Raw genomic sequence first — 19,149 nt, 5'->3', positions numbered from 1 at the left:
GGCGTAACGGCGGTGCCCGAGCGCGCGGCCGTTGTACGCCAGGAGTTCTCGGACTGGTTGCACCAAGAGTTCAGTGTGGACGCCACGAAAGCGAGCGATATCGTGCTCGCCGTCAACGAGGCCTTGGCCAACGCCGCGGAGTTCGCCTACCTCGACGCCACACCCGGAGTGATGCACCTCGAGGCGGACCACGATCGACGACTGGAGACACTGACCGTGGCGATCTCCGATGAGGGTTCGTGGCGGACCAAGGATCCCAGCATCGCCAATCCTGCTCGCGGACGCGGCATCCCGTTGATGCACGCGCTGGCCGACCGGGCCGATATCGATCCGGATCCAGCCGGGACCCGGGTGCGCTTGCAGTGGGACCACATCGGCGCGTTGATCGGCGGCCGGTCCGATGTCACCGCTGCGGCAGCCGGACCACCTGAACGAAGAACTCGTCGATCTGCCGAACCGCATTCATGAACTGATCGAGATCAACAGGTTTGGTGACATAGGCATTGGCGTGCAGCTTATAGCTGCGCAGGATGTCCTCCTCCGCCGACGACGTGGTGAGCACGACAACCGGGATATGGCAGAGATCGGCGTCCGACTTCACCTTCTCCAGCAGTTGGCGTCCGTCGTACTTGGGCAGGTTGAGGTCGAGCAGGATCAGATCCGGCCGCGGGGCGTCGCCGTACACACCGCGCCGGTAGAGGAAGTCCAGGCCCTCCTCACCGTCGCGCGCGACGTGCAAGGTGTTCTTGATCTTGTTGTGCTCAAAGGCTTCCCGGGTGATCAGCTCGTCTCCCGGGTCGTCTTCGACCAGCAGAATGTCGATTGCTCTGCTCTCGGGCGCGCTCATTCGCGATGTCCTTCCAACACGACGACTTCTGGGATGGGGTTCGGCTCGGTGGCGGGGGTGATGGGCAGGGTGAAGACGAAGCGGGTTCCGCCCGTGTACGAGGTGTCGATCCAGATGAGCCCACCATGGTGTTCGACGATCTTCTTGCACAGAGCGAGCCCGATACCGGTGCCGGAGTAGGCGTCCCGTCCGTGCAACCGCTGGAAGATGACGAAGACCTTGTCCACGAACTCGGCCCCGATCCCGATGCCGTTGTCCGACACCGTGAACACCCAGTAGCCCGCGGTCTCGCCGCTGCCTTCCCGGCACTCGACGTCGACACCGGGAGCGACACCCTCGCGGCGGAACTTGATGGCATTGCCGATCAAGTTCTGCCAGAGCATCGCCAGCAGCGTGGGGTCACCATCCACCAGCGGTAGGGGTTCCGGCGGGCGGATCACCTGCGCGCCCGATTCGTCGACGGCCGCCGCGAGATTCTTCAGCGCCGATTCCAGTGCCGCGTCGAGATCGACCTCGGTATGTGTGGCGTTGAGTCTGCCCACCCGCGAGAACGTGAGCAGGTCGTTGATCAGCACCTGCATGCGTTTGGCGCCGTCCACCGCGAAGGCGATGTACTCGGTACCTCGTTCGTCGAGCTTGTCCCCGTAGCGCTTTTCCAGCAGCTGACAGAAGGAGGCGACCTTGCGCAACGGCTCCTGCAGATCATGGGAGGCCACATAGGCGAACTGCTCGAGCTCGGCATTGGAGCGTCGCAGTTCCTCGGCCTGCTCGTCGAGGGAGTCACGTGCCGCTTGCGACACCGCCAGTTCCTCCACGATCCGCTGCCGCATATCTTCCACGCCGGCGGCAATCGCCCGAATATCACTGGGCCCCTGCGGGATGATGCGCTCACCGAAGTTCCCATCGGTGATCCTGCGGCAGGACGCCGCCAGCCGGCCCAGTGGCCGGGTCACGGCGTTGCGCACCACCACCGCCAGCAGCACCGCCATCACGAAGAAGGCCAACACCATCGCGACCAGGACGCCGTCGCGCCAGTGCCGAACCCAGTTCAGTTCGTCGATCGCCGCGTTGCGCGCCTGTCCGAGGTGAGCGTTCTGGACATCGAAAAGCGTGCGTAAGCCGTCGAATTCGCCCTTGCCCCGCTCCGCGGTGCCGCTGTCGACGACGACGGGTCGCCCCGGAGTGACACTCGCGATGAGCGGCTCCGCGTAGCCGGCCCGCCACTCGAGAGCCGCGCGTTCGATCGCGTCCAGATCCCCGATGAACTCGTCATGGCCGGCCAGCAGGTCTCGAATGACTTGGGCCGATGCCGCCTCATTGCGTTGCCCCTCTTGGTAAGGCGCCAGGAATTGCGCGTCGGCGGCGATCGCGTAGCCCCGCACGGCCGTTTCCTGGTCGCGCAGCGCCGCCTGCAGTTCGTACGCGGCGACTCGGGCGGGCTGGATGTGATCGATGAGCTCGCCGGAGACCTGGTCGGTCCGGCTCATCAGCAACGCCCCGCCGACGGCGCCGGACAGGACCACCACGCCCATCACCGACAGCACCAGGTTCTGCCAGCCCTGGACGGTAAGCCTCACCGCGCCGACCGCTCTACCCGGATCACCGCGATATCGTCGGTGAGGCCGCCGTGCGGCCGCGCGCGCGCATCAGCCTGACTGATGAGGGCGTGGACGAAGTCCGGTCCGGGCAGCGTGGCGACGGAGCGGGCAAGATCGAGCAGTCCGCCTTCACCCAGACGTTCGTCTCCCCGTCCCGCGTGCCCTTCGAAGAGCCCGTCGGTGAGCAACAACAGACCGTGCCCGTCGTCCAGCTGCAGCAGGTTCACCGGCCACTCGGTGGCCCCCAGGCCCAGGGCGGGGCCGGCGGCCGGCTCAAGCCAGTCCACGGTGCCTCCGCCGTGGACCAGCAGGCCGGGATGGCCGGCCCGCACCGCCGAGAAGCGGCCGGTGTCGGGTTCCAGCGCCACACTGAGCAACGTGGCGAAGGTGCCCCGGCCGGGGCGTTCAGTCGTGAGGATCCGGTCCAGCTGGCGCATACGGTCGTTGCCGCGCAGTCCGGCGAACGTCAGCGCCCGCCAGCCGATGCGCAGCGCCACGCCGAGGGCGGCCTCGTCGGGGCCGTGTCCGGCCACGTCACCGATCATGACGTGCACCGTCCTGTCGGGGGTCTGCACGACATCGTAGAAGTCACCGCCGAGCAGGGCCTCCCGCCTGCTCGGCAGCGACTGCGTGACGATGTTGACGCCCGGGTTGTCGTGCAGGAGGGGGGACGGGAGCAGCCCGCGTTCCAGCCGGGCGTTCTCCTGAGCACGCAGCCGGCTGGCATGCAGATCGACGGCGGTGAGTTCGGCCCGTTTGCGCTCGATGGCGTACAGCACGGCCCGGCGCAGCATCTCCGGATCGACACGTCCCTTGACCAGGTAATCTTGCGCGCCCGAGGCCACCGCCGACACCCCGAAGTGCTCGTCGTTGAGTCCGGTCAGCACGATGATCGGGATCGTCGAATCGAGGTCGCCGACGCGTCGCAGCGCGTCGATCCCCTGGGCGTCCGGGAGGTTGAGGTCCAGGAGGACGCAGTCCGGCCGGGCTGCCGAGAGTTTGCTCGCCGCGTCGGCGATGGACTGCGACCAGACGAAGTCGATATCGATCGCGGCATCGGTGATCAGCTCTTCCACCAGCAGCGCGTCGGCGCGGTCGTCCTCGACCAGCAACAACGACAAACGCTGTGAGCCGGGAAGGGCACCGGTTGACGGTACCGGCATGAGCCGTGGGTCCAGTGGCGCGCGCATGGGGAATCACGTCCTTCACGTCAGCACATATGAAGGTCACCCAGGTCGCGCTGACCTTCTGCTTCAGTGACAACAACCGACAATACCCAGTCCCTACGCCGAAGTCGCAACTCGCCGTCATCTTGACCCGGGAGTTTCGCGATTCGCCGACGTCGGGTGCCGGCGATATCGATGCGAGAGATGATGCGAGAGATTCTGCAGGCAGCCGCGCTACGAGGCGTGCGCGCGGACCGAATTCTCGTGGCCGACAACTGGAATACCAGCAGAAGACCGCCCGGGTGATCCCCGTCGTCGAGTTGCGCAGGCGACAGCCGGTTTACCAGCCGCCCTGTCGGGGCATCATCTGTGCACCTGTTGAGGTCATTGATATCGCATTCGGAAGGGGCCGCGCCCGTGACCATTGATGACGACACCTCACACCGGATTGATCTCGGTGCGGGCGCTGGGCTGGCGGTCCCGCCCCAGCAGTTCGACGAATTCGTCTGCACCCGTTGTGTTCTGGTCCATCACCGGCACAATATGGCCGACGAGGATGCCCGGGTGTGTTTCGACTGCTCCTGACAGGAGAGCCGAGACCGAAGTGAGGAGTGCTGATGCGGCCGGCTTCTTCGGACGTTCCCGCGGTGTTGTTCGACGTCGACGGCACGCTGGTGGACTCCAATTACGTCCACGTGCACGCGTGGATTCGCGCCTTCGAGGTCGAGGATCAACCGGTGTCGGCGTGGCGGGTGCACCGCAGTATCGGCATGGATGGCGATGCCTTGCTGCGCACCCTGGCCCGTGGCACCGATGACGCCGTGCGCGAACGACTCAAAGACCATCACAGTCAGTTCTACCGTGAGATGGCTTCCATGTTGACCGTGCTGCCCGGAGCACGCGATCTGCTGCACCGGGTGTCCGACCTGGGCATCCAGGTGGTGCTGGCGACCTCGGCTCCGGAAGACGAACTGATGCTGCTGCGCCGGGTGCTCGACTGCGACGACGTGATCTCGATGGTCACCTCGTCGCGGGACGTCGACATCGCCAAACCGGATCCCGGCATTGTGCACCTGGCTCTGGAGCGTGCCGGTGTCAGCGCGTCCGGTGCGGTGTTCGTCGGTGATTCGACGTGGGATGCCCTGGCGGCACGGCGAGCCGGTGTCGTCACCATCGGGCTGCGCAGCGGCGGGGTGGGAACGTGCGAATTGGATTGTGCCGGCGCGGCGGTCATCTACGACGATCCGCGGGATCTGCTCGACCATCTCGACGAGAGCCCGATCGCGGCCCTGACTGCTCCTGATTCGGCGCCGGCGTCACCCTGAACCGCTAGTCTGCACTCGTGACAGAGACGGGCACCAGCGGATCGTTTCCTGCGCTCCGGCGCGGAACGTGGGCCATCGGGGTCGGATGCCTGCTCATCTCCGCAGCCCTCGGCGCGTACACCGTGTTGGCCGGGCGACCGGATTGCGCCGGACTGTATGTATGCCGCCGGGTTCTCGACCGCACCATTCTGCTCGGTGTGACGTCGATCGCGACGGCGGTCGCAGCCGCGATCCTGGTCGTCATCGCGACGCGTGTCGGCCGACGCAGTGTGTCGGTGGTCCGGGTAGCGCTCATCCTGGGCGCCGGCATATTGGTCGCGGCCTACTGGAAGACCCAATTCAGTTCGTTGCGTGCGGATCTGGCGGCACAGATGGCGCTTACCCCGTCGATGTGGACGGCAAGCTCGGCGTTGTGGTTCGCCGTCGCGGGCTTGGTCTGCGTGGCAGTCGGCACGCAGTCGAAATAACCACGCGGTCGAAATAGCCACGCGGTCGAAGTAACGGAGTGCATGGTGTCTTCGAGGACCAAGGTGTTGATCGTCGGCGGTGGGTTCGGCGGCTTGTTCTGTGCGCGGCGGCTCGGGAAGGTCGACGTCGATGTCGTCCTGCTGGACCGGGCCGCCTGCCACGTGTTCCAACCGCTGCTCTACCAATGCGCCACCGGGACACTCAGCATCGGTCAGATCAGCCGCTCACTGCGCGAAGAACTGGCCCGGCACACCAACGTGACGACACTGCTGGGCGAGGCGATCGACCTCGACACCGACGCCCGGGTACTCACTGCCCGCAGGCCCGACGAGACCACCTTCACCTTGGACTATGACGTGCTCGTCGTCGCGGTGGGCATGCGCCAGGCCTATTTCGGCAACGACGAGTTCGCCCGATGGGCGCCGGGCATGAAGACGCTCGACGACGCCCTGGGCATCCGACGCCGGCTGTTCGGCGCCTTCGAGATGGCCGAGACGCTGCCACCCGGACCCGAGCGCGACAGCTGGCTGACCTTCGCGATCGCCGGCGGAGGCCCCACCGGGGTGGAACTGGCCGGCCAGATCCGTGAGATGGCCACCCGCGCGCTCGCGCACGAGTTCCACAGCATCGAACCCGAGGACGCCCGGGTGCTGTTGTTCGACGGCGGGAGTTGTGTGCTGAGCAGCTTCGCCCCGAGCCTCACCGACAAGGCCACCCTGGCATTGGAGCAGCTGGGCGTCGAACTGCACATGGGTGTGCACGTCACCGACGTCCGGCAGGACGGTGTCACGGTGACGCCCAAGAACGGCGGACCGGCAGAGGACCATCCGGCCCGGACCGTGCTGTGGACGGCGGGTGTCGAGGCGGTGCCCTTCGCCCGCCGGCTCGCCGAGGTCACCGGCGCCCCTGCCGACCGGGCCGGCCGCATCGCGGTCGAACCCGATCTGTCGGTGCCCGGCCATCCAGAGATCTTCGTCATCGGCGATCTCGTGGGTCGCGATCAGCTGCCCGGTGTCGCCGAGAATGCGATGCAGGGCGGACTGCACGCGGCCGCATCGATCCGCCGCGAACTCGCGGGAAAACCGCGCCGCCCCTTCCGCTATCGCGATCTGGGGTCGGCGGCCTATATCAGCCGGGGACATGCACTGCTCCAAGCCGGACCGGTACGCCTGGCCGGGTTCCTCGGCTGGCTGGGATGGGGTTTCATCCACATCGCCTTCCTCACCGGGGTCGAGAACCGGATCAGCACGGTGGCCACCTGGCTCGCCACCATCGCCCGGGCACGCCGCACCGACCGGACGTTCATCCTGGGCGGCACCACCTCTCCCGAACACCCGTACACGTGGCTGAAAACCTTCCACCCCAACATGCTTCCGGTGGCCCAGGCGCCCGTCGACCAACAGCCGTGACCGCTCTTCCGGGTCGACTGGCGCGTCCTGCTTAATGTGAAGGCGAACCGGGTACTCGATTCTCGCCGTTTCTGCCGGCCGGCTGATATGCCGCCGGCAGCCGTACTGAAGAGAATCGAGCCCTATATGACCGTCGTTCAGATCGTTCGTGGTTTTCCTGTTGCCGCCGCTGTCGCGGGCGCCGTGCTGGTCGGCGGCCTGACCGCAGCGTGCGGTTCGGACTCCGGCAGCGGCAATTCCACCTCGACCTCCACGTCGACGACGGAATCCACTCCGGTGACCACGGTGACGACCACCCTGGAGACGACCACCCCCAGTCCCGCGATGACCGAGTCGGGCGCACCCATGGCACCCGGTGCAGGCGCAGGCCCGGGCGGGGCCACCGCAGGTGTACCGGGCGCAGGCGCCGGTGCCGGGCCGGGCGGCGCCACCGCGGGTGTACCGGGTGCCGGAGCCAGCGCGGGCCCCGGCGGCGCCGGTGCATGCGCGGGCCCGGTCTGCGTCAGCACCGGCCCGTAGCCGTTGGTCAGGTCAGACCGATGTACACCGATTTGGTGTTGAAGTAGGCCTCCAGCCCCTTCTTGCCGCGCTCCCCGCCCCAGCCGGACTGCTTGTGACCGCAGATCGGCATGGACGGGTCCGCGGCAAGTGCGGAGTTCACCCAGATCTGGCCGCCACGAAGCGCATTCGCCACGCGGTGGGCTCGACTGAGGTTCTCGGTCCAGATGGCTCCGGCCAGCCCGTAGTGGGTGTCGTTGGCGGCGGCGATCGCCTCCTCCTCGTCGTCGAACGGGATCACCGACCCGACCGGGCCGAAGATCTCCTCTTTGATGAGTCGCATATCGGGTGTGGTGTTGGCGATGATCGTCGCCTCGTAGAAGTAGCCGCGGCGGTCAAGCGGCTTGCCCCCGGTGATCACCTCGGCGCCGCGGGCTACCCCTTCGGTGACGATGTCATGTACTCGTGTGCGCTGCTTCTCGCTGATCAGCGGCCCGAGAACAGACGTGGGGTCCTCGTACCCGCCCATCGGTAGCATCTGCGCGAACGCGGCCAGACCTTCGACGACCTGATGGTAGATCTTGCGCTGGACGTAGATGCGTGACGTGCAGGAGCAGTTCTGTCCCGACCCGGCGAGCAGGCCCATGCCGGCGCCCATGATCGCCTTGTCCAGGTTGGCGTCGTCGAACATGATCAGGGGCGACTTGCCGCCGAGCTCCAGCGTCAGGCGCTTGAGGTTGCCCGCGGAAGCCTTGACGATGAGCCGCCCCACTTCGGTCGACCCGGTGAATGCGATCTTGTCGACGTCGGGGTGGGCGGTGAGTGCTGCGCCGGTGGTCTCGCCGTGCCCGGTGATGACATTGAGAACGCCATCGGGTAGTCCCGCCTCGCGGAAGATCTCTTCCAGCTTCAGCGCCGACAGCGGTGTCTCCTCGGCGGGCTTGAGCACCGCGCTGCATCCAGCCGCCAGCGCCGGCGCGACCTTGAGCATGGCAATGAAGAACGGGCCGTTCCACGGGATGATCAGACCGACGACGCCGACCGGCTCCAGCTGCGTGAAGGTGTGGTACTCCTCGAAATGCCCGAGCAGCCCGTCGGAGACCAGGTTGGCCGACTCACCGTGGATCTTGCCCACCCAGCCGGCGTAGTAGATCAACATCTCGTTGGCCACCTTGATGATCTGCTGTGCGGCTATCGCGTTCATGCCGTTATCGCGCGCCTCGATCTCGGCGAGTTCCTCGGTGCGCCGCTTGATGATCTCGGCGGCGCGGAAGAGCACCTCGGCCCGGTGCGCGGCGGGCAGCCTGCGCCACACCCCGGACTCGAAGGTTTCGCGGGCCCGGGCCACCGCAGCGTCGACCGTCGCCTGGTCAGCATGAGGGACTTCCGCGATCTGTTCCTCGGTTGACGGATTGAAAACCGCAATGGTGTCACTCACTGTCCTTCATCCTTTCGCCGAGCCGCTCCGCGATGAGCGGGCCCGATGGGGCAAGATCACCGAGAGCTTATGCGCGTAAGCATCGCCCGTCCAGAGGCGCCCCGTGAATGCCCTTCGCCGGCGAGGCCGATCTCGGCGGCGGGTTCCGAGCAGCACGTGGCCACGATCTCGGCGATTCGCCGAATATTGTTGCCGAAGAACGCGTTTCGCGACATCGCCGATCCGGACCGGTCGATGCCGACGCACCGGGGGCGCGGCGCGTTTCGGGCCCGCTGACTTTGCCCCTACCGCGTTTCACGATCGATACTCACAAAATGAACGGCCGAAGCGTCTACTCAGTGTGACGACCAAGCAGCCCTTCATCTCGGTGGTCTCCGATCACGGCGCCACCGTGCTACGGGTCTGTCGGGTCATCGTCGGTCCCGTCGACGCCGACGATGCCTGGTCGGAGACCTTTCTGTCCGCGTTGAAGGCTTACCCCGACCTACCGACCGAAGCGAACGTCGAGGCCTGGCTGGTGACCATCGCCCACCGCAAGGCCGTCGACATCATCCGGCACCGGTCACGGCACGCCGTTCCCACCGACGACCTCCCGGACCGACCCATCCCGCCGCCCGACGTCGACGGTCGCTGCGATCTCGCGGACGCGCTGAACCGACTGTCGCCGAAGCAGAAGCAAGCCGTGGCGTACCACTACCTGGCCGGTCTGCCGTACACCGAAGTGGGAGCCATCATCGGCAGCAGCCCCGAGGCCGCACGCCGTTCGGCATCCGACGGTATCGCCGCACTGCGGCGCACCTTCGCGAGCACACCCGCCACACCTGGCACGAAAGGACAGCACACATGAGCGCCGTCGACCGGGAACTCATCCGCAGCCTGACCCGAAGCGTGAACCCCAGCCTCGACCACCTGGCCGCGCTTCAGACACGGCTAAGCGCCGACGCGCAACGCGATGGCGTGCTCGACATCGCCTATCGCATCGTCGACAGCCCCGTCGGGCCGCTGCTGGTCGCGGCCACCGACCGGGGACTGCTCCGGGTCGCGTACGCCAGCGAGGGCCACGACACCGTCCTGCAGCAACTGGCCGACAAGGTCAGTCCGCGGATCCTGCCCGACCACGACCGGCTGGACCCCACCGCACGCGAACTCGACGAGTACTTCACCGGCACACGTCGCACCTTCGACCTGCCGCTGGACTGGCGGCTGTCCGCAGGATTCCGCTGCACCGTGCTGCGCCGGCTGCCCGAGATCGAGTACGGGCACACCGCCAGTTACGCAACCGTCGCTGCGCTCGCCGGCAACCCCAAGGCGGTCCGCGCCGTCGGCACCGCGTGCGCCACCAATCCCCTGCCGGTCGTCCTGCCGTGTCACCGCGTGGTCCGCAGCGACGGCACCATGGGCGGCTATCTCGGGGGTATCGAAGCCAAGCGAGTGCTCCTCGACCTCGAAGCCGCATGAGGACCCGGCGCGCGGCCCACCGCGAGTTGATTAAGTTCTCCTAATTCCAGGTAAGAATATTTAGCTGTACTGATACAAGCGACCGCCCTAGCGTCAGGGGTATGAGCTCGCCCGTCCTCCTCGGCTTCCTGACCACCATGGCGCTCATCGCCGCCATCGGCGCACAGAACGCGTTCGTGCTGCGTCAGGGCATCCGCGGCGAACATGTCGTCCCGGTGATCGCACTGTGCACGGTGTCGGATCTGATCCTCATCGCCGCCGGCATTGCCGGGGTCGGTGCGCTCGTCACCGCCCATCCCGACGCGATGACCGTCGCCAAGCTGGGCGGGGCCGTCTTCCTGATCGGCTACGGTGCGCTGGCTGCACGCCGCGCTTTCCGGCCCGCCGCGCTGAACCCCTCCGAGACGAGCCCGGCGCGGCTGGCCGAGGTGCTCCTCACCTGCGCCGCGCTGACGTGGCTGAACCCGCACGTCTACCTCGACACGGTGGTGCTTCTCGGCTCGATCGCGAACGAACACCGAGACCAGCGTTGGCTTTTCGGTGCAGGCGCGGTTATGGCCAGTGCGCTGTGGTTCACCGGACTGGGGCTGGGTGCCAGGCGGCTGGCCGGGTTGTTCGCCACCCCCCTGACGTGGCGCATCCTGGACGCCATCATCGCGGTCATCATGGTCACCCTGGGCATCTGGATGGCGGCGTCGTAGCCGTCGTCGTTCACGCTTTGTCCAGGCGTGGATACAACACTTCCTGCATGATCAGCTGCAGAGCCGTAGCGACCGGAATCGCCACCAACGCGCCGACGATGCCGAGCAGGGCGCCGCCGAGCAGGACGGCGACGACGGTGATCAATGCCGGGACCTTCACCGCACGGCCGATGATCCTGGGCACCAGGAGATAGTCCTCCAGCAGCCGGAACACGATGAAGAAGGCGACCGTCGCCACGCACACCGGCAGTGACACCGTCAGCGACACGGCTGCGACGACGACGCCGGCTATGGTCGATCCCACGACGGGAACGAGATCGAGGATCGCGACGAAGATCGCCAGTAACAACGGGTAGGGCACGTCGAATATCGCCAGCCAGATGAGCGTCACCACACCGGTGATCACCGAGATCAACACATTTCCCAACACATACGAGCCGACTTTCGCGAAGACCTCGTCACCGATGAGGATGGCCCGCGGCCGCCTGGTGTGCGGCACCAGCCGGTACATGGCGGTTCTCATGCGCGGCATATCGGCGAGGAAGTACAGCGTCAAGATGATGGCGATGAGCGTGTCGGCGAGCACCTCGAATACCGCGGTGCCGGCGCTGACCACCCCGTTGAAGGCTGATCCGTCTGCGCCGTTGATCATATCGGTGATTCGCTGCTGCAAGTGGAATCGGTCGTTGAGCCGTCCGATCGTCGACGAATTGTCCTGCGCCTGCTGAAGGTACAGCGGTGCCTGCCGGATCAGTTCATTGGCCTGTTGCGCCAGCGGCGGAATCGCCGCAGCGACGAAAGCGCCCATCAATGCCAGGAAGACGACAAAGACCAGGCCCGTGGCCAGCGGGCGACGCAGCCCGTGCTTGACAAGCCAGGAGACCAACGGTTCCAGCCCGAGCGCCAGGAAGAACGCGACCCCGATCACCACCAGGATCGAGGACAGCGACGAAAGAACTTGAACGGCACCGTAAGTCACCGCCACTCCGGCGGATGCGGTGAGGCCGATAAAAAAGGGCGACCGTCGGTCGAACCGCCGCCCGGGCGGCCCGAGGGGCCGCTCGGCGGAACGTATCTCGGCGGCCCGCACCTCTGCCTCGGCGACCGGACCTTCCTCGTCGGAATGAGGTTGCGCCACCATGTCGGAATGCGCCTCGTGGGCGCGATCGTGCCCGGTGCCGCTAACGGACGCCACCGGAATTCCGCCTTCGGGCAGTTCCGGCCATGGGAGCGCGCTCCCACACCCGGTGCAGGACCAGAGCAGCCGAAAGCCTTGCGGTGAAATCCTTGTCGACATCATCGGCCAGTTCGATGCCGACCAGATCGAACGTGCCTTCATCGGTGTAGAACTTCACCGCGAACCCACGGGTGTCGCGGACGGTGTCGGCGGAACCGCGCGACCCGAGAACCGTCGAAAACCTGGTGAACACCTCGGTTTTCGTGCCCTTCTTGCCCAGGAAGGCGGCCTTGGTGACCGAGGAGGCGGTGCCATAGGACTCGAAGACGCCGTGTGCCGCCGCGCCGCGTGCGTGCACGACCCGCTCCGGGATCCGCTCGTGATCGAAGTGGGTGATCTTCTCCCGCAGATGGAAATCCTCGAGCAGCGTCGGGCCCCGGGAACCTGCCTTCAGGGAATGATCGGTATCCGGCAGGCGCAGGCCTTGCGCGGTGGTCAGATGGGTACCTGTTTGAGCGCGGGCATCGTCCGCATCGGACACCCGTCCGTTGACAGCGCCGGTGGGTCCGGCATTCGCCGGGGCTTTTTGATCGCGCTTGCGCGGTGGGGGCATGACATCTCCTGAAGGAAACCGGCGTCCTTCACCGTCTCCGTCTGTGAATACCCCGACTCAGAAGTCGCAAACTCGGCACCCAACCCGCGCTGGGTGACTCACCGCGCTTCCCGCGCAACTACAGGTGCGCACAAGGTATTTCACCGACGCCGGGGACCAATGCGCCGGGGGAAGGGCTCCGGTGGTGGATCTAGCGCCCTCGCGCGCCCATCAGACTGGGCAGCAACACACTGTCGACCACCGCGCGGACCGTGTCCTCGGTCGGCGGCCGATCCGATACCAGTGATCGGAACACCAGGTATCCCGGCAACAGATCGAAGATCTCCTCATTGATCGCCGACGCGTCGATCTCTCCCCGCTCGACCGCCGCGGCCAGCACGCCGTCGATGACCATCTTGCGCTGCAGGCCGAACTTCTCCTGCATCGCATCTTGCAGACCCGGGTTGTGCGACATCTCGTTGAGGACAGCGCGCATGGTGCGCATGTGTTCCTTCGACTGCTGGCATGTCGCCCGCCCGATCTCCAACAGATCGCCCCGGAGCGAGCCGGTGCGCGGCGGGATGGCGGTGTCCCGGGTGCCCTGGATGAACGCCGCGAGCACCAGATCGGCCTTGGACGGCCAGCGCCGGTACATGGTGGCCTTACTGGCCTTGGCCTTGGTCGCCACGGCTTCGACGCTCAGGCGGTCGTACCCGTGCTCCTGCAGCAACTCCAGGGTGATGGCCAACAGCTCGGCCTCTCGCTCGTTCCAAGGACAGCTCGAGGCATCGTCCTGGTGATCGGTGACCATCGCGTACGCCCTCCCTTGGAATATCGCGGTCACGCCGCGACGTTGAACCACGTTGACGCAGCTAGAGCAGTAATTTTTGCGTGCGTCAAGCAGTTGCGACAGATCGTACGGTACCGTACCGTTCTGCTTCACGTGGCGATTTCACAACGTGACATCGTGTGATCGCCAGCGGGGGCGGCGAAAGGTCTTGGATTGAGTGGGTTCTCGGTGGCTGCGCTGGCAAAGCGGCAGTGGATCGCGATCGTGTCGATCGTGGTGATCGCTCTGGTCGCGTTCACCGTCACCCGATTGCACGGTGTGTTCGGCTCCGACAACGAGGTGTCCCGGGCCGGATCGGATGCCCTGGAGAACACCGGCTACAACCCCAAGCACGTGTTGTTCGAGGTGTTCGGCTCACCCGGATCCGTGGCCACCATCAACTACCTCGATATTCATGCGCAGCCTCAGCACGTCGACAATGTCCCGCTGCCGTGGTCACAGACGCTGACCACCGACGACCCGACGATGTACGCCGATCTGCGCGCACAAGGTGACGGCGACACCATCGGCTGCCGCATCACCGTCAACGGAATCGTCAAGGACGAAAGGTCCTCGAACAACGTGAACGGCTACATCGCCTGCTTGGACAAGACAGCATGAGCCAGCATCAGACCGAGGTCGGCCCGACCGAAGGGTCCCTGCCGGCCCGGCTGATCCGGACGCTGTCGGTACCGATCCTGTTCATTTGGATCGCCATCGCCGCGGTGTCCAACATCATCGCCCCTCAGCTGGAGGTCGTCGGCGCCGAGCGTTCGGTGGGGCTCAACGCACCCGATGCGCCGGGCATTCTGGCGATGCGGCACATCGGGCAGGTGTTCCACGAATTCGATTCCGACAGTGCGGCAATGATCGTGCTGGAGGGCGACCAGCCGCTGGGTCCCGAGGCGCACAAGTTCTACGACGGCTTGGTCAAGAAACCCCAGGAGGACACCGAGCACGTCGAGCACGTGCAGGACTTCTGGGGTGATCCGCTGACCGCCGGCGGCTCGCAGAGCAAGGACGGCAAGGCCGCCCTGACGCAGGTGTACCTCCGCGGAAACCAGGGCGAGGCCCAGTCGAACGAATCGGTCGACGCGGTGCGCAAGATCGTCGCCGACACACCGCCGCCGCCCGGTATCAAGGCCTATGTGACCGGTGCGTCACCGCTGGTGACCGACAACTTCGAGGTGGGCAGCGAGGGCACCCACGAGGTCACCGCCATCACCTTCCTGGTGATCGGCATCATGCTGCTGTTCGTCTACCGCTCCGTGGTGACGATGGTGATCGTGCTCCTGACGGTGGCCATCGAACTCGCGGCCGCCCGCGGCGTGGTGGCCGTCCTCGCCCACTCCGGTGTCATCGGGCTGTCCACGTACTCGACGAATCTGCTGACGTTGCTGGCGATCGCGGCGGGCACCGACTACGCGATCTTCGTCGTCGGCCGTTATCAGGAGGCCCGCAGTAACGGGCTGGAGCGGATCCCGGCCTACTACGACATGTACCGGGGCACTGTCCATGTCATCGTCGGCTCGGGATTGACGATCGCGGGAGCGGTCGCCTGCATGCAGTTCACCCGCCTGCCGTACTTCCAGACACTCGGTATCCCGGCCGCTCTCGGCGTACTCGTGACCCTGGCCGCCGCGCTGACACTGGGGCCCGCCGTGTTGTTGATCGCCAGCCGGTTCGGATTGTTGGAGCCCAAGGGCCAACTGCGTGCACGCGGATGGCGCCGGATCGGCGCCGCGATCGTGCGCTGGCCGGGTCCGATACTGGTGGTGACCGGCGCGATCGCGCTCATCGGGGTGTTCGCCCTGCCCGGCTATCAGACCAGCTACGACAACCGCCCGTACATCCCCGGTACCGCACCCGGGGTGATCGGGATGGAAGCCGCCGAACGGCATTTCACCGAAGCGCGGATCAACCCCGAGCTGCTGATGATCGAGACCGATCACGATATGCGGAATCCTGCTGACATGTTGATCCTTGAGCGCGCGGCAAAGGCGGTCCTGCACACTCCGGGAATCGCACTGGTGCAGTCCATTACGCGACCGCTCGGCACGCCGATCACCCACAGCTCCATCCCGTTCCAGATCAGTGCGTCCAGCGCCAGCCAGATCATGAACCTGGGCTATCAGAAGGACCGGGCCGATGATCTGCTCAAGCAGGCCAACGAGATCGACAACACCATCGACGTGCTCAAGCAGCAGCTCACCCTGCAGCAGCAGAGCGCGGAGGCCACCCACGAGCAGACCCAGGCGTTCCACGACACCGTGGCAACGGTCAACGATCTGCGCGACAAACTCGCCAATTTCGACGATCAGTTCCGCCCGCTGCGCAATTACTTCTACTGGGAACCGCACTGCTTCGACATTCCCATGTGCTCGGCGTTGCGGTCGGTGTTCGATTCCCTGGACGGAATCTCCGAACTGTCCGACAAGTTCGGCAACATCACCGCAAGTCTGGACAAATTGGACGCGCTTCAGCCGAAGCTGGTCGCGCTGCTGCCGCCCCAGATCGCCATTCAAGAACGCAACCGCGATCTCACCCTGTCGAACTACGCGACCACCGGTGGCACCAATGCCCAGAGCGATGAAGCGCTGAAGAACGCCACCGCGATGGGCCAGGCGTTCGATGACGCCAAGAACGACGATTCGTTCTACCTGCCGCCGGAAGCCTTCGACAACGCCGATTTCAAGCGCGGACTCAAGCTGTTCCTCTCGCCGGACGGCAAGGCCGCCAGGTTCATCGTGACCCATCAGGGCAATCCCGCCACTCCCGAGGCGATCCCGCATATCGACGCCATGAAGGATGCGGTGTTCGACGCGCTCAAGGCCACGCCGATGTCGGATGCCAAGGTCTATGTCGCCGGAATCGGCTCCACCAACAAGGACATTCAAGAAGGGATGAAGTACGACCTGCTGATCTCGGCACTGGCCGCACTGGCACTCATCCTGCTGATCATGATGTTCGTGACCCGCAGCATCGTCGCCGCGATCGTCATCGTCGGCACCGTCGCGGTGTCGTTGGGCGCCTCGGTCGGCTTGTCGGTCTTGTTGTGGCAGTACATCTTAGGGATCCATCTGTATTGGATCGTGGTGCCGCTGGCCATCATCCTGTTGTTGGCGGTGGGTGCCGATTACAACTTGCTGCTGGTGTCGCGGTTCAAGGAGGAGATGCATGCCGGCCTGAACACCGGCATCATCCGGTCCATGGCCGGTACCGGCCGGGTGGTCACGGCCGCGGGTCTGGTGTTCTCGGCGACGATGGCGTCCTTCATCTTCAGCGATCTGGTGATTCTCGGACAGATCGGTACCACCATCGGCCTGGGCCTGTTGTTCGACACGTTGATCGTGCGGTCGTTCATGACGCCGTCGATCGCGGCATTGCTGGGCAAGTGGTTCTGGTGGCCGGTGTCCGTGCGACAGCGTCCGTTGCCGGCACCGTGGCCGGCGCCCGCCCACAAGGAGTCTGAGGAGGTTTCGTCATGAAGTCTGTCGTCACAGCCGTGATCGTCGGTGCAGCACTGGGATTGGCGGCCCCGGCGGCCGCGGACCCGGCGTATGACCGCGATCCCGACACCAACTTCGCCCACGAGTTGCACACCTACGGCATCTACGGGCAGAAGGACTACAACGCCTGGATCGGCAAACTGGTCTGCAAACGCCTCTACAACAACGTCGACCACAACGCCTTCGACTCAGCCAAGTTCATCGGCGCCAACCTCGACCGCCACAACACCACCGAGCAGAACTGGCAGTTCCTGGGCTCGGCACTGAACTACTACTGCCCCGACCAACGCGTCATCCTCGACCAGGTCGCGGCCGCCCAGCACTAGGAAGGAACACCATCATGCACACCACACTTCGCCTCGCCGCCGCCACCGCAGCCCTCGTCGGCGCCCTCGCCACCTCCGGTATCGCGTCAGCAGATGCCACCGACGACTACCCCATCCCCAACCGCATCCTGCGCACCCCGTGCACCGCCGAACAGATCATGGCCGCCGCCCGCGACGTCGAACCCGTCTACTACGAGCGCTACATGATCGACTACAACAACAAACCCGCCGCCGACCAACAAGGCGCCCAAGACCGCATCCACTGGTTCTTCTCCATGGACTACGCAGGACGGCGCCAATACTCCGAAGACACCGCCACCAACGCCTTCTACGAACAGATGTCCTGGCGCTGGCCCAACTGGGCCAAACTGTTCTTCAACAACAAAGGCGTCGCCGCCCACACCACCGACGTCTGCCAGAACTACCCGGCCAACGACATGTCCGTCTGGGACTGGCACTGACGCTCAGCTGTCGCAGAGACCGGCGGCCTTCTCTTCGCTGATGATCCGCTGTAGGGGCTGCCCGAGGTGCGCGGCGAAGTCGGCGGTGGCCCGCATGTTCCAGGCCCCGTCCTCGTAGACCATGAACCGGGAACCGCCGGCACCGTGATTCATCACGCGCACGATGGCCTGGCCGTCGGGCTCCATGCGCAGTCCCTCGACGGACAGACGCGGACCCGGCTTCTTGCACGTGTTGTAGAACTCGACGAAGTCCTCGCGCGTGATCCCCTGGCGCACCTCCTGCGCCATGTGTTCCCAGACTTCGGCGAAGTCGCCCGCGGCGAAGCTGTCGACAATGCCCTGCGCGGACACGGTGGCTGCGCCCAAGGTGACCGCGGCACCTCCCGGCGTTTCGGCGGGGTACGCGGCAAGCTGTGGCGCCTCCGACCTGGAGGTGCCATAGGACGTACCGCAGGCCGCGGATGCCAACGCCACGGCCACGGCTGCACAGGAGGCCAGTAGTGACTTCATCCCGGGCAGGCTAACCGGGATCGGCCGAGAATGTCGGACAAACCGGTGCGAACCGACCATATGGAGGGGGTACGCCGGCATCCGGCCGAGTCGAACGCCGTGGGCGGCGTCGCCGTATCCGAACGGTCAGGCGTGGGCGCCGGTGCTCTGGTATATGACACGGCCCGCAATGTCGACCGCGTGATCGGCAAAGCGTTCGAAGTAGCGGCTGAGCAGCGTGATGTCGACGGCAGCGGCGGTACCGTGCGGCCAGTCGGGGTCAATGACCACGGTGAACAGATGGCGATGCAGGTCGTCCATGGCCTCGTCGTCCAGGGCCAGCTGCGCTGCCTTGCCGGAGTCGTTGTTCAGCACCACGTCTGTGACGTCGTTGCCGATACGGACAGCAATGCGGCCCATATCGGCGACATCGCAGCTGACCTCGTCGGGCACCGCGCGGCGGGGGTGGCGCCGGCGGGCGATCTTGGCCACGTGCAGCGCGAGCACACCCATCCGTTCGGCATCGGCCACATTCTTGAGTGCGCTGAGAACGGCGCGCAGATCCCCGGCGACCGGCGCCTGCAGGGCCAGGATGGTGAACGCATCTGTTTCCACCTGGGCGCACCGGTAGGTGAGCTCTTCGTGCCGGCCGAGCACCTCTTCGGCGACGGTCAGGTCGGCGTTCAGCAGCGCATGGGTGGCGTGTTGCATCGCTCTTCCGCTGAGATCGCACAGACCGGCGATGCCGGTGCCCAGCGCACCGACTTGCTCCCTGAATGCCGACCGCATGAGACTCCCACGTAGGGCCCGATGGTTGTCCATACCCGTCTCGGCATGGGTTCACACCAGCCCGTCGGT

General features: G+C 65.8%; 20 protein-coding genes and 2 pseudogenes. 13 read left to right on the top strand and 9 right to left on the bottom strand.

The window, feature by feature from the left end; translation table 11 throughout:
- The first annotated feature begins 12 nt into the window (after nucleotides 1-12).
- Nucleotides 13-468 (top strand): ATP-binding protein, encoded by a 456-nt coding sequence (locus FHU31_RS03620; RefSeq protein ID WP_308206717.1) that lies wholly within the window; start codon nucleotides 13-15, stop codon nucleotides 466-468.
- Here the strand turns inward: FHU31_RS03620 and FHU31_RS03615 are convergent.
- From FHU31_RS03615 to FHU31_RS03605, 3 genes are read right to left on the bottom strand one after another with little or no spacing between them, the layout of a single operon-like run.
- Nucleotides 404-847 (bottom strand): response regulator, encoded by a 444-nt coding sequence (locus tag FHU31_RS03615; protein WP_167155985.1) that lies wholly within the window; start codon nucleotides 845-847, stop codon nucleotides 404-406. The two genes, FHU31_RS03620 and FHU31_RS03615, sit on opposite strands and share 65 nt — an antisense overlap.
- Nucleotides 844-2,424, bottom strand: a complete 1,581-nt coding sequence (locus FHU31_RS03610; RefSeq protein ID WP_167155983.1) for a sensor histidine kinase — start codon at nucleotides 2,422-2,424, stop codon at nucleotides 844-846. Before FHU31_RS03610 ends, FHU31_RS03615 begins: the two co-directional genes overlap by 4 nt.
- Complete coding sequence (locus FHU31_RS03605) at nucleotides 2,421-3,635, bottom strand: PP2C family protein-serine/threonine phosphatase (protein WP_167155981.1); 1,215 nt, start codon at nucleotides 3,633-3,635, stop codon at nucleotides 2,421-2,423. The genes FHU31_RS03610 and FHU31_RS03605 overlap by 4 nt, the downstream gene beginning before the upstream one ends.
- 498 nt (nucleotides 3,636-4,133) lie before the next feature.
- On the opposite strand from FHU31_RS03605, the gene FHU31_RS32140 reads away from it, so the two are divergent.
- The 5 genes from FHU31_RS32140 to FHU31_RS03580 all read left to right on the top strand — a co-directional run bounded on the left by FHU31_RS32140 (nucleotide 4,134) and on the right by FHU31_RS03580 (nucleotide 7,332).
- Entirely contained in the window at nucleotides 4,134-4,196 is a 63-nt protein-coding gene (locus tag FHU31_RS32140) for a hypothetical protein (RefSeq protein ID WP_409371183.1), read from the top strand.
- A 32-nt stretch (nucleotides 4,197-4,228) separates the two neighbouring features.
- Nucleotides 4,229-4,936, top strand: a complete 708-nt coding sequence (locus tag FHU31_RS03595) for an HAD family hydrolase (protein ID WP_167155977.1) — start codon at nucleotides 4,229-4,231, stop codon at nucleotides 4,934-4,936.
- A gap of 17 nt (nucleotides 4,937-4,953) precedes the next feature.
- The gene (locus FHU31_RS03590) at nucleotides 4,954-5,403 is read left to right on the top strand and encodes a hypothetical protein (RefSeq protein WP_167155975.1); all 450 of its coding nucleotides are present in this window, start codon (nucleotides 4,954-4,956) and stop codon (nucleotides 5,401-5,403) included.
- Between the two features lie 42 nt (nucleotides 5,404-5,445).
- Nucleotides 5,446-6,813 carry an NAD(P)/FAD-dependent oxidoreductase gene (locus FHU31_RS03585; protein WP_167155973.1) on the top strand — a complete coding sequence of 456 codons (1,368 nt, stop codon included), beginning with the start codon at nucleotides 5,446-5,448 and terminating at the stop codon, nucleotides 6,811-6,813.
- A gap of 126 nt (nucleotides 6,814-6,939) precedes the next feature.
- Nucleotides 6,940-7,332, top strand: coding sequence for a hypothetical protein (locus tag FHU31_RS03580; RefSeq protein ID WP_167155971.1), 393 nt, complete (start codon nucleotides 6,940-6,942; stop codon nucleotides 7,330-7,332).
- Between the two features lie 7 nt (nucleotides 7,333-7,339).
- On the opposite strand, the gene FHU31_RS03575 is transcribed toward FHU31_RS03580, so the two are convergent.
- A complete protein-coding gene (locus FHU31_RS03575) occupies nucleotides 7,340-8,749 on the bottom strand; it encodes an aldehyde dehydrogenase family protein (protein ID WP_167155969.1) in 1,410 nt (469 codons plus the stop codon).
- 340 nt (nucleotides 8,750-9,089) lie between these two features.
- Here FHU31_RS03575 and FHU31_RS03570 point away from each other — a divergent pair, with 340 nt between their 5' ends.
- The 3 genes from FHU31_RS03570 to lysE all read left to right on the top strand — a co-directional run bounded on the left by FHU31_RS03570 (nucleotide 9,090) and on the right by lysE (nucleotide 10,908).
- Nucleotides 9,090-9,596, top strand: coding sequence for an RNA polymerase sigma factor (locus FHU31_RS03570; protein WP_167155967.1), 507 nt, complete (start codon nucleotides 9,090-9,092; stop codon nucleotides 9,594-9,596).
- Nucleotides 9,593-10,207, top strand: a complete 615-nt coding sequence (locus tag FHU31_RS03565; protein ID WP_167155965.1) for a methylated-DNA--[protein]-cysteine S-methyltransferase — start codon at nucleotides 9,593-9,595, stop codon at nucleotides 10,205-10,207. The genes FHU31_RS03570 and FHU31_RS03565 overlap by 4 nt, the downstream gene beginning before the upstream one ends.
- A gap of 101 nt (nucleotides 10,208-10,308) precedes the next feature.
- The gene (lysE, locus tag FHU31_RS03560) at nucleotides 10,309-10,908 is read left to right on the top strand and encodes an L-lysine exporter (protein ID WP_167155963.1); all 600 of its coding nucleotides are present in this window, start codon (nucleotides 10,309-10,311) and stop codon (nucleotides 10,906-10,908) included.
- A 10-nt stretch (nucleotides 10,909-10,918) separates the two neighbouring features.
- Here the strand turns inward: lysE and FHU31_RS03555 are convergent, their stop codons facing one another.
- The 3 genes and pseudogenes from FHU31_RS03555 to FHU31_RS03545 form a co-directional block, all read right to left on the bottom strand.
- Complete coding sequence (locus tag FHU31_RS03555) at nucleotides 10,919-12,049, bottom strand: AI-2E family transporter (protein WP_167160584.1); 1,131 nt, start codon at nucleotides 12,047-12,049, stop codon at nucleotides 10,919-10,921.
- A 172-nt stretch (nucleotides 12,050-12,221) separates the two neighbouring features.
- Nucleotides 12,222-12,698 (bottom strand): annotated as a pseudogene (locus FHU31_RS03550) (catalase); the annotation flags it as partial.
- 190 nt (nucleotides 12,699-12,888) lie between these two features.
- Entirely contained in the window at nucleotides 12,889-13,488 is a 600-nt protein-coding gene (locus FHU31_RS03545) for a TetR/AcrR family transcriptional regulator (RefSeq protein ID WP_167160582.1), read from the bottom strand.
- A 192-nt stretch (nucleotides 13,489-13,680) separates the two neighbouring features.
- On the opposite strand from FHU31_RS03545, the gene FHU31_RS03540 reads away from it, so the two are divergent.
- The 4 genes and pseudogenes from FHU31_RS03540 (at nucleotide 13,681) to FHU31_RS03525 (ending at nucleotide 17,802) form a co-directional block, all read left to right on the top strand.
- Nucleotides 13,681-14,127, top strand: coding sequence for an MmpS family transport accessory protein (locus FHU31_RS03540; RefSeq protein ID WP_167155961.1), 447 nt, complete (start codon nucleotides 13,681-13,683; stop codon nucleotides 14,125-14,127).
- A pseudogene (locus FHU31_RS03535) lies at nucleotides 14,124-16,937 on the top strand (MMPL/RND family transporter); the annotation flags it as partial. The gene FHU31_RS03540 and the pseudogene FHU31_RS03535, both read left to right, overlap by 4 nt.
- Before the next feature lie 53 nt (nucleotides 16,938-16,990).
- A complete protein-coding gene (locus tag FHU31_RS03530) occupies nucleotides 16,991-17,341 on the top strand; it encodes a DUF732 domain-containing protein (RefSeq protein ID WP_167155958.1) in 351 nt (116 codons plus the stop codon).
- 14 nt (nucleotides 17,342-17,355) lie between these two features.
- Nucleotides 17,356-17,802: a DUF5078 domain-containing protein gene (locus FHU31_RS03525; protein ID WP_167155956.1), complete on the top strand. Its 447-nt coding sequence runs from the start codon at nucleotides 17,356-17,358 to the stop codon at nucleotides 17,800-17,802.
- A 3-nt stretch (nucleotides 17,803-17,805) separates the two neighbouring features.
- On the opposite strand, the gene FHU31_RS03520 is transcribed toward FHU31_RS03525, so the two are convergent.
- Nucleotides 17,806-18,312: a hypothetical protein gene (locus FHU31_RS03520; protein ID WP_167155954.1), complete on the bottom strand. Its 507-nt coding sequence runs from the start codon at nucleotides 18,310-18,312 to the stop codon at nucleotides 17,806-17,808.
- A 126-nt stretch (nucleotides 18,313-18,438) separates the two neighbouring features.
- Complete coding sequence (gene phoU / locus FHU31_RS03515) at nucleotides 18,439-19,080, bottom strand: phosphate signaling complex protein PhoU (RefSeq protein ID WP_167155952.1); 642 nt, start codon at nucleotides 19,078-19,080, stop codon at nucleotides 18,439-18,441.
- Nucleotides 19,081-19,149 lie beyond the last annotated feature (69 nt).

It is taken from the genome of Mycolicibacterium fluoranthenivorans (assembly GCF_011758805.1).
Classification (GTDB): Bacteria; Actinomycetota; Actinomycetes; order Mycobacteriales; family Mycobacteriaceae; genus Mycobacterium; species Mycobacterium fluoranthenivorans.
The sequence above is the reverse complement of the archived record's forward strand: the minus strand, read 5'-3'. Positions and strand labels throughout refer to the sequence as shown.

Bases quoted from the DNA above. Each gene is read 5' to 3' on its own strand.
- FHU31_RS03530 (WP_167155958.1), top strand. From the start codon at position 16,991: ATGAAGTCTGTCGTCACAGCCGTGATCGTCGGTGCAGCACTGGGATTG.
- lysE (WP_167155963.1), top strand. From the start codon at position 10,309: ATGAGCTCGCCCGTCCTCCTCGGCTTCCTGACCACCATGGCGCTCATC.
- FHU31_RS03615 (WP_167155985.1), bottom strand. From the start codon at position 847: ATGAGCGCGCCCGAGAGCAGAGCAATCGACATTCTGCTGGTCGAAGAC.
- FHU31_RS03595 (WP_167155977.1), top strand. From the start codon at position 4,229: ATGCGGCCGGCTTCTTCGGACGTTCCCGCGGTGTTGTTCGACGTCGAC.
- FHU31_RS03520 (WP_167155954.1), bottom strand. From the start codon at position 18,312: ATGAAGTCACTACTGGCCTCCTGTGCAGCCGTGGCCGTGGCGTTGGCA.
- FHU31_RS03585 (WP_167155973.1), top strand. From the start codon at position 5,446: ATGGTGTCTTCGAGGACCAAGGTGTTGATCGTCGGCGGTGGGTTCGGC.
- FHU31_RS03555 (WP_167160584.1), bottom strand. From the start codon at position 12,049: ATGGTGGCGCAACCTCATTCCGACGAGGAAGGTCCGGTCGCCGAGGCA.
- FHU31_RS03580 (WP_167155971.1), top strand. From the start codon at position 6,940: ATGACCGTCGTTCAGATCGTTCGTGGTTTTCCTGTTGCCGCCGCTGTC.
- FHU31_RS03525 (WP_167155956.1), top strand. From the start codon at position 17,356: ATGCACACCACACTTCGCCTCGCCGCCGCCACCGCAGCCCTCGTCGGC.
- phoU (WP_167155952.1), bottom strand. From the start codon at position 19,080: ATGCGGTCGGCATTCAGGGAGCAAGTCGGTGCGCTGGGCACCGGCATC.
- FHU31_RS03545 (WP_167160582.1), bottom strand. From the start codon at position 13,488: ATGGTCACCGATCACCAGGACGATGCCTCGAGCTGTCCTTGGAACGAG.
- FHU31_RS03605 (WP_167155981.1), bottom strand. From the start codon at position 3,635: ATGCGCGCGCCACTGGACCCACGGCTCATGCCGGTACCGTCAACCGGT.
- FHU31_RS03565 (WP_167155965.1), top strand. From the start codon at position 9,593: ATGAGCGCCGTCGACCGGGAACTCATCCGCAGCCTGACCCGAAGCGTG.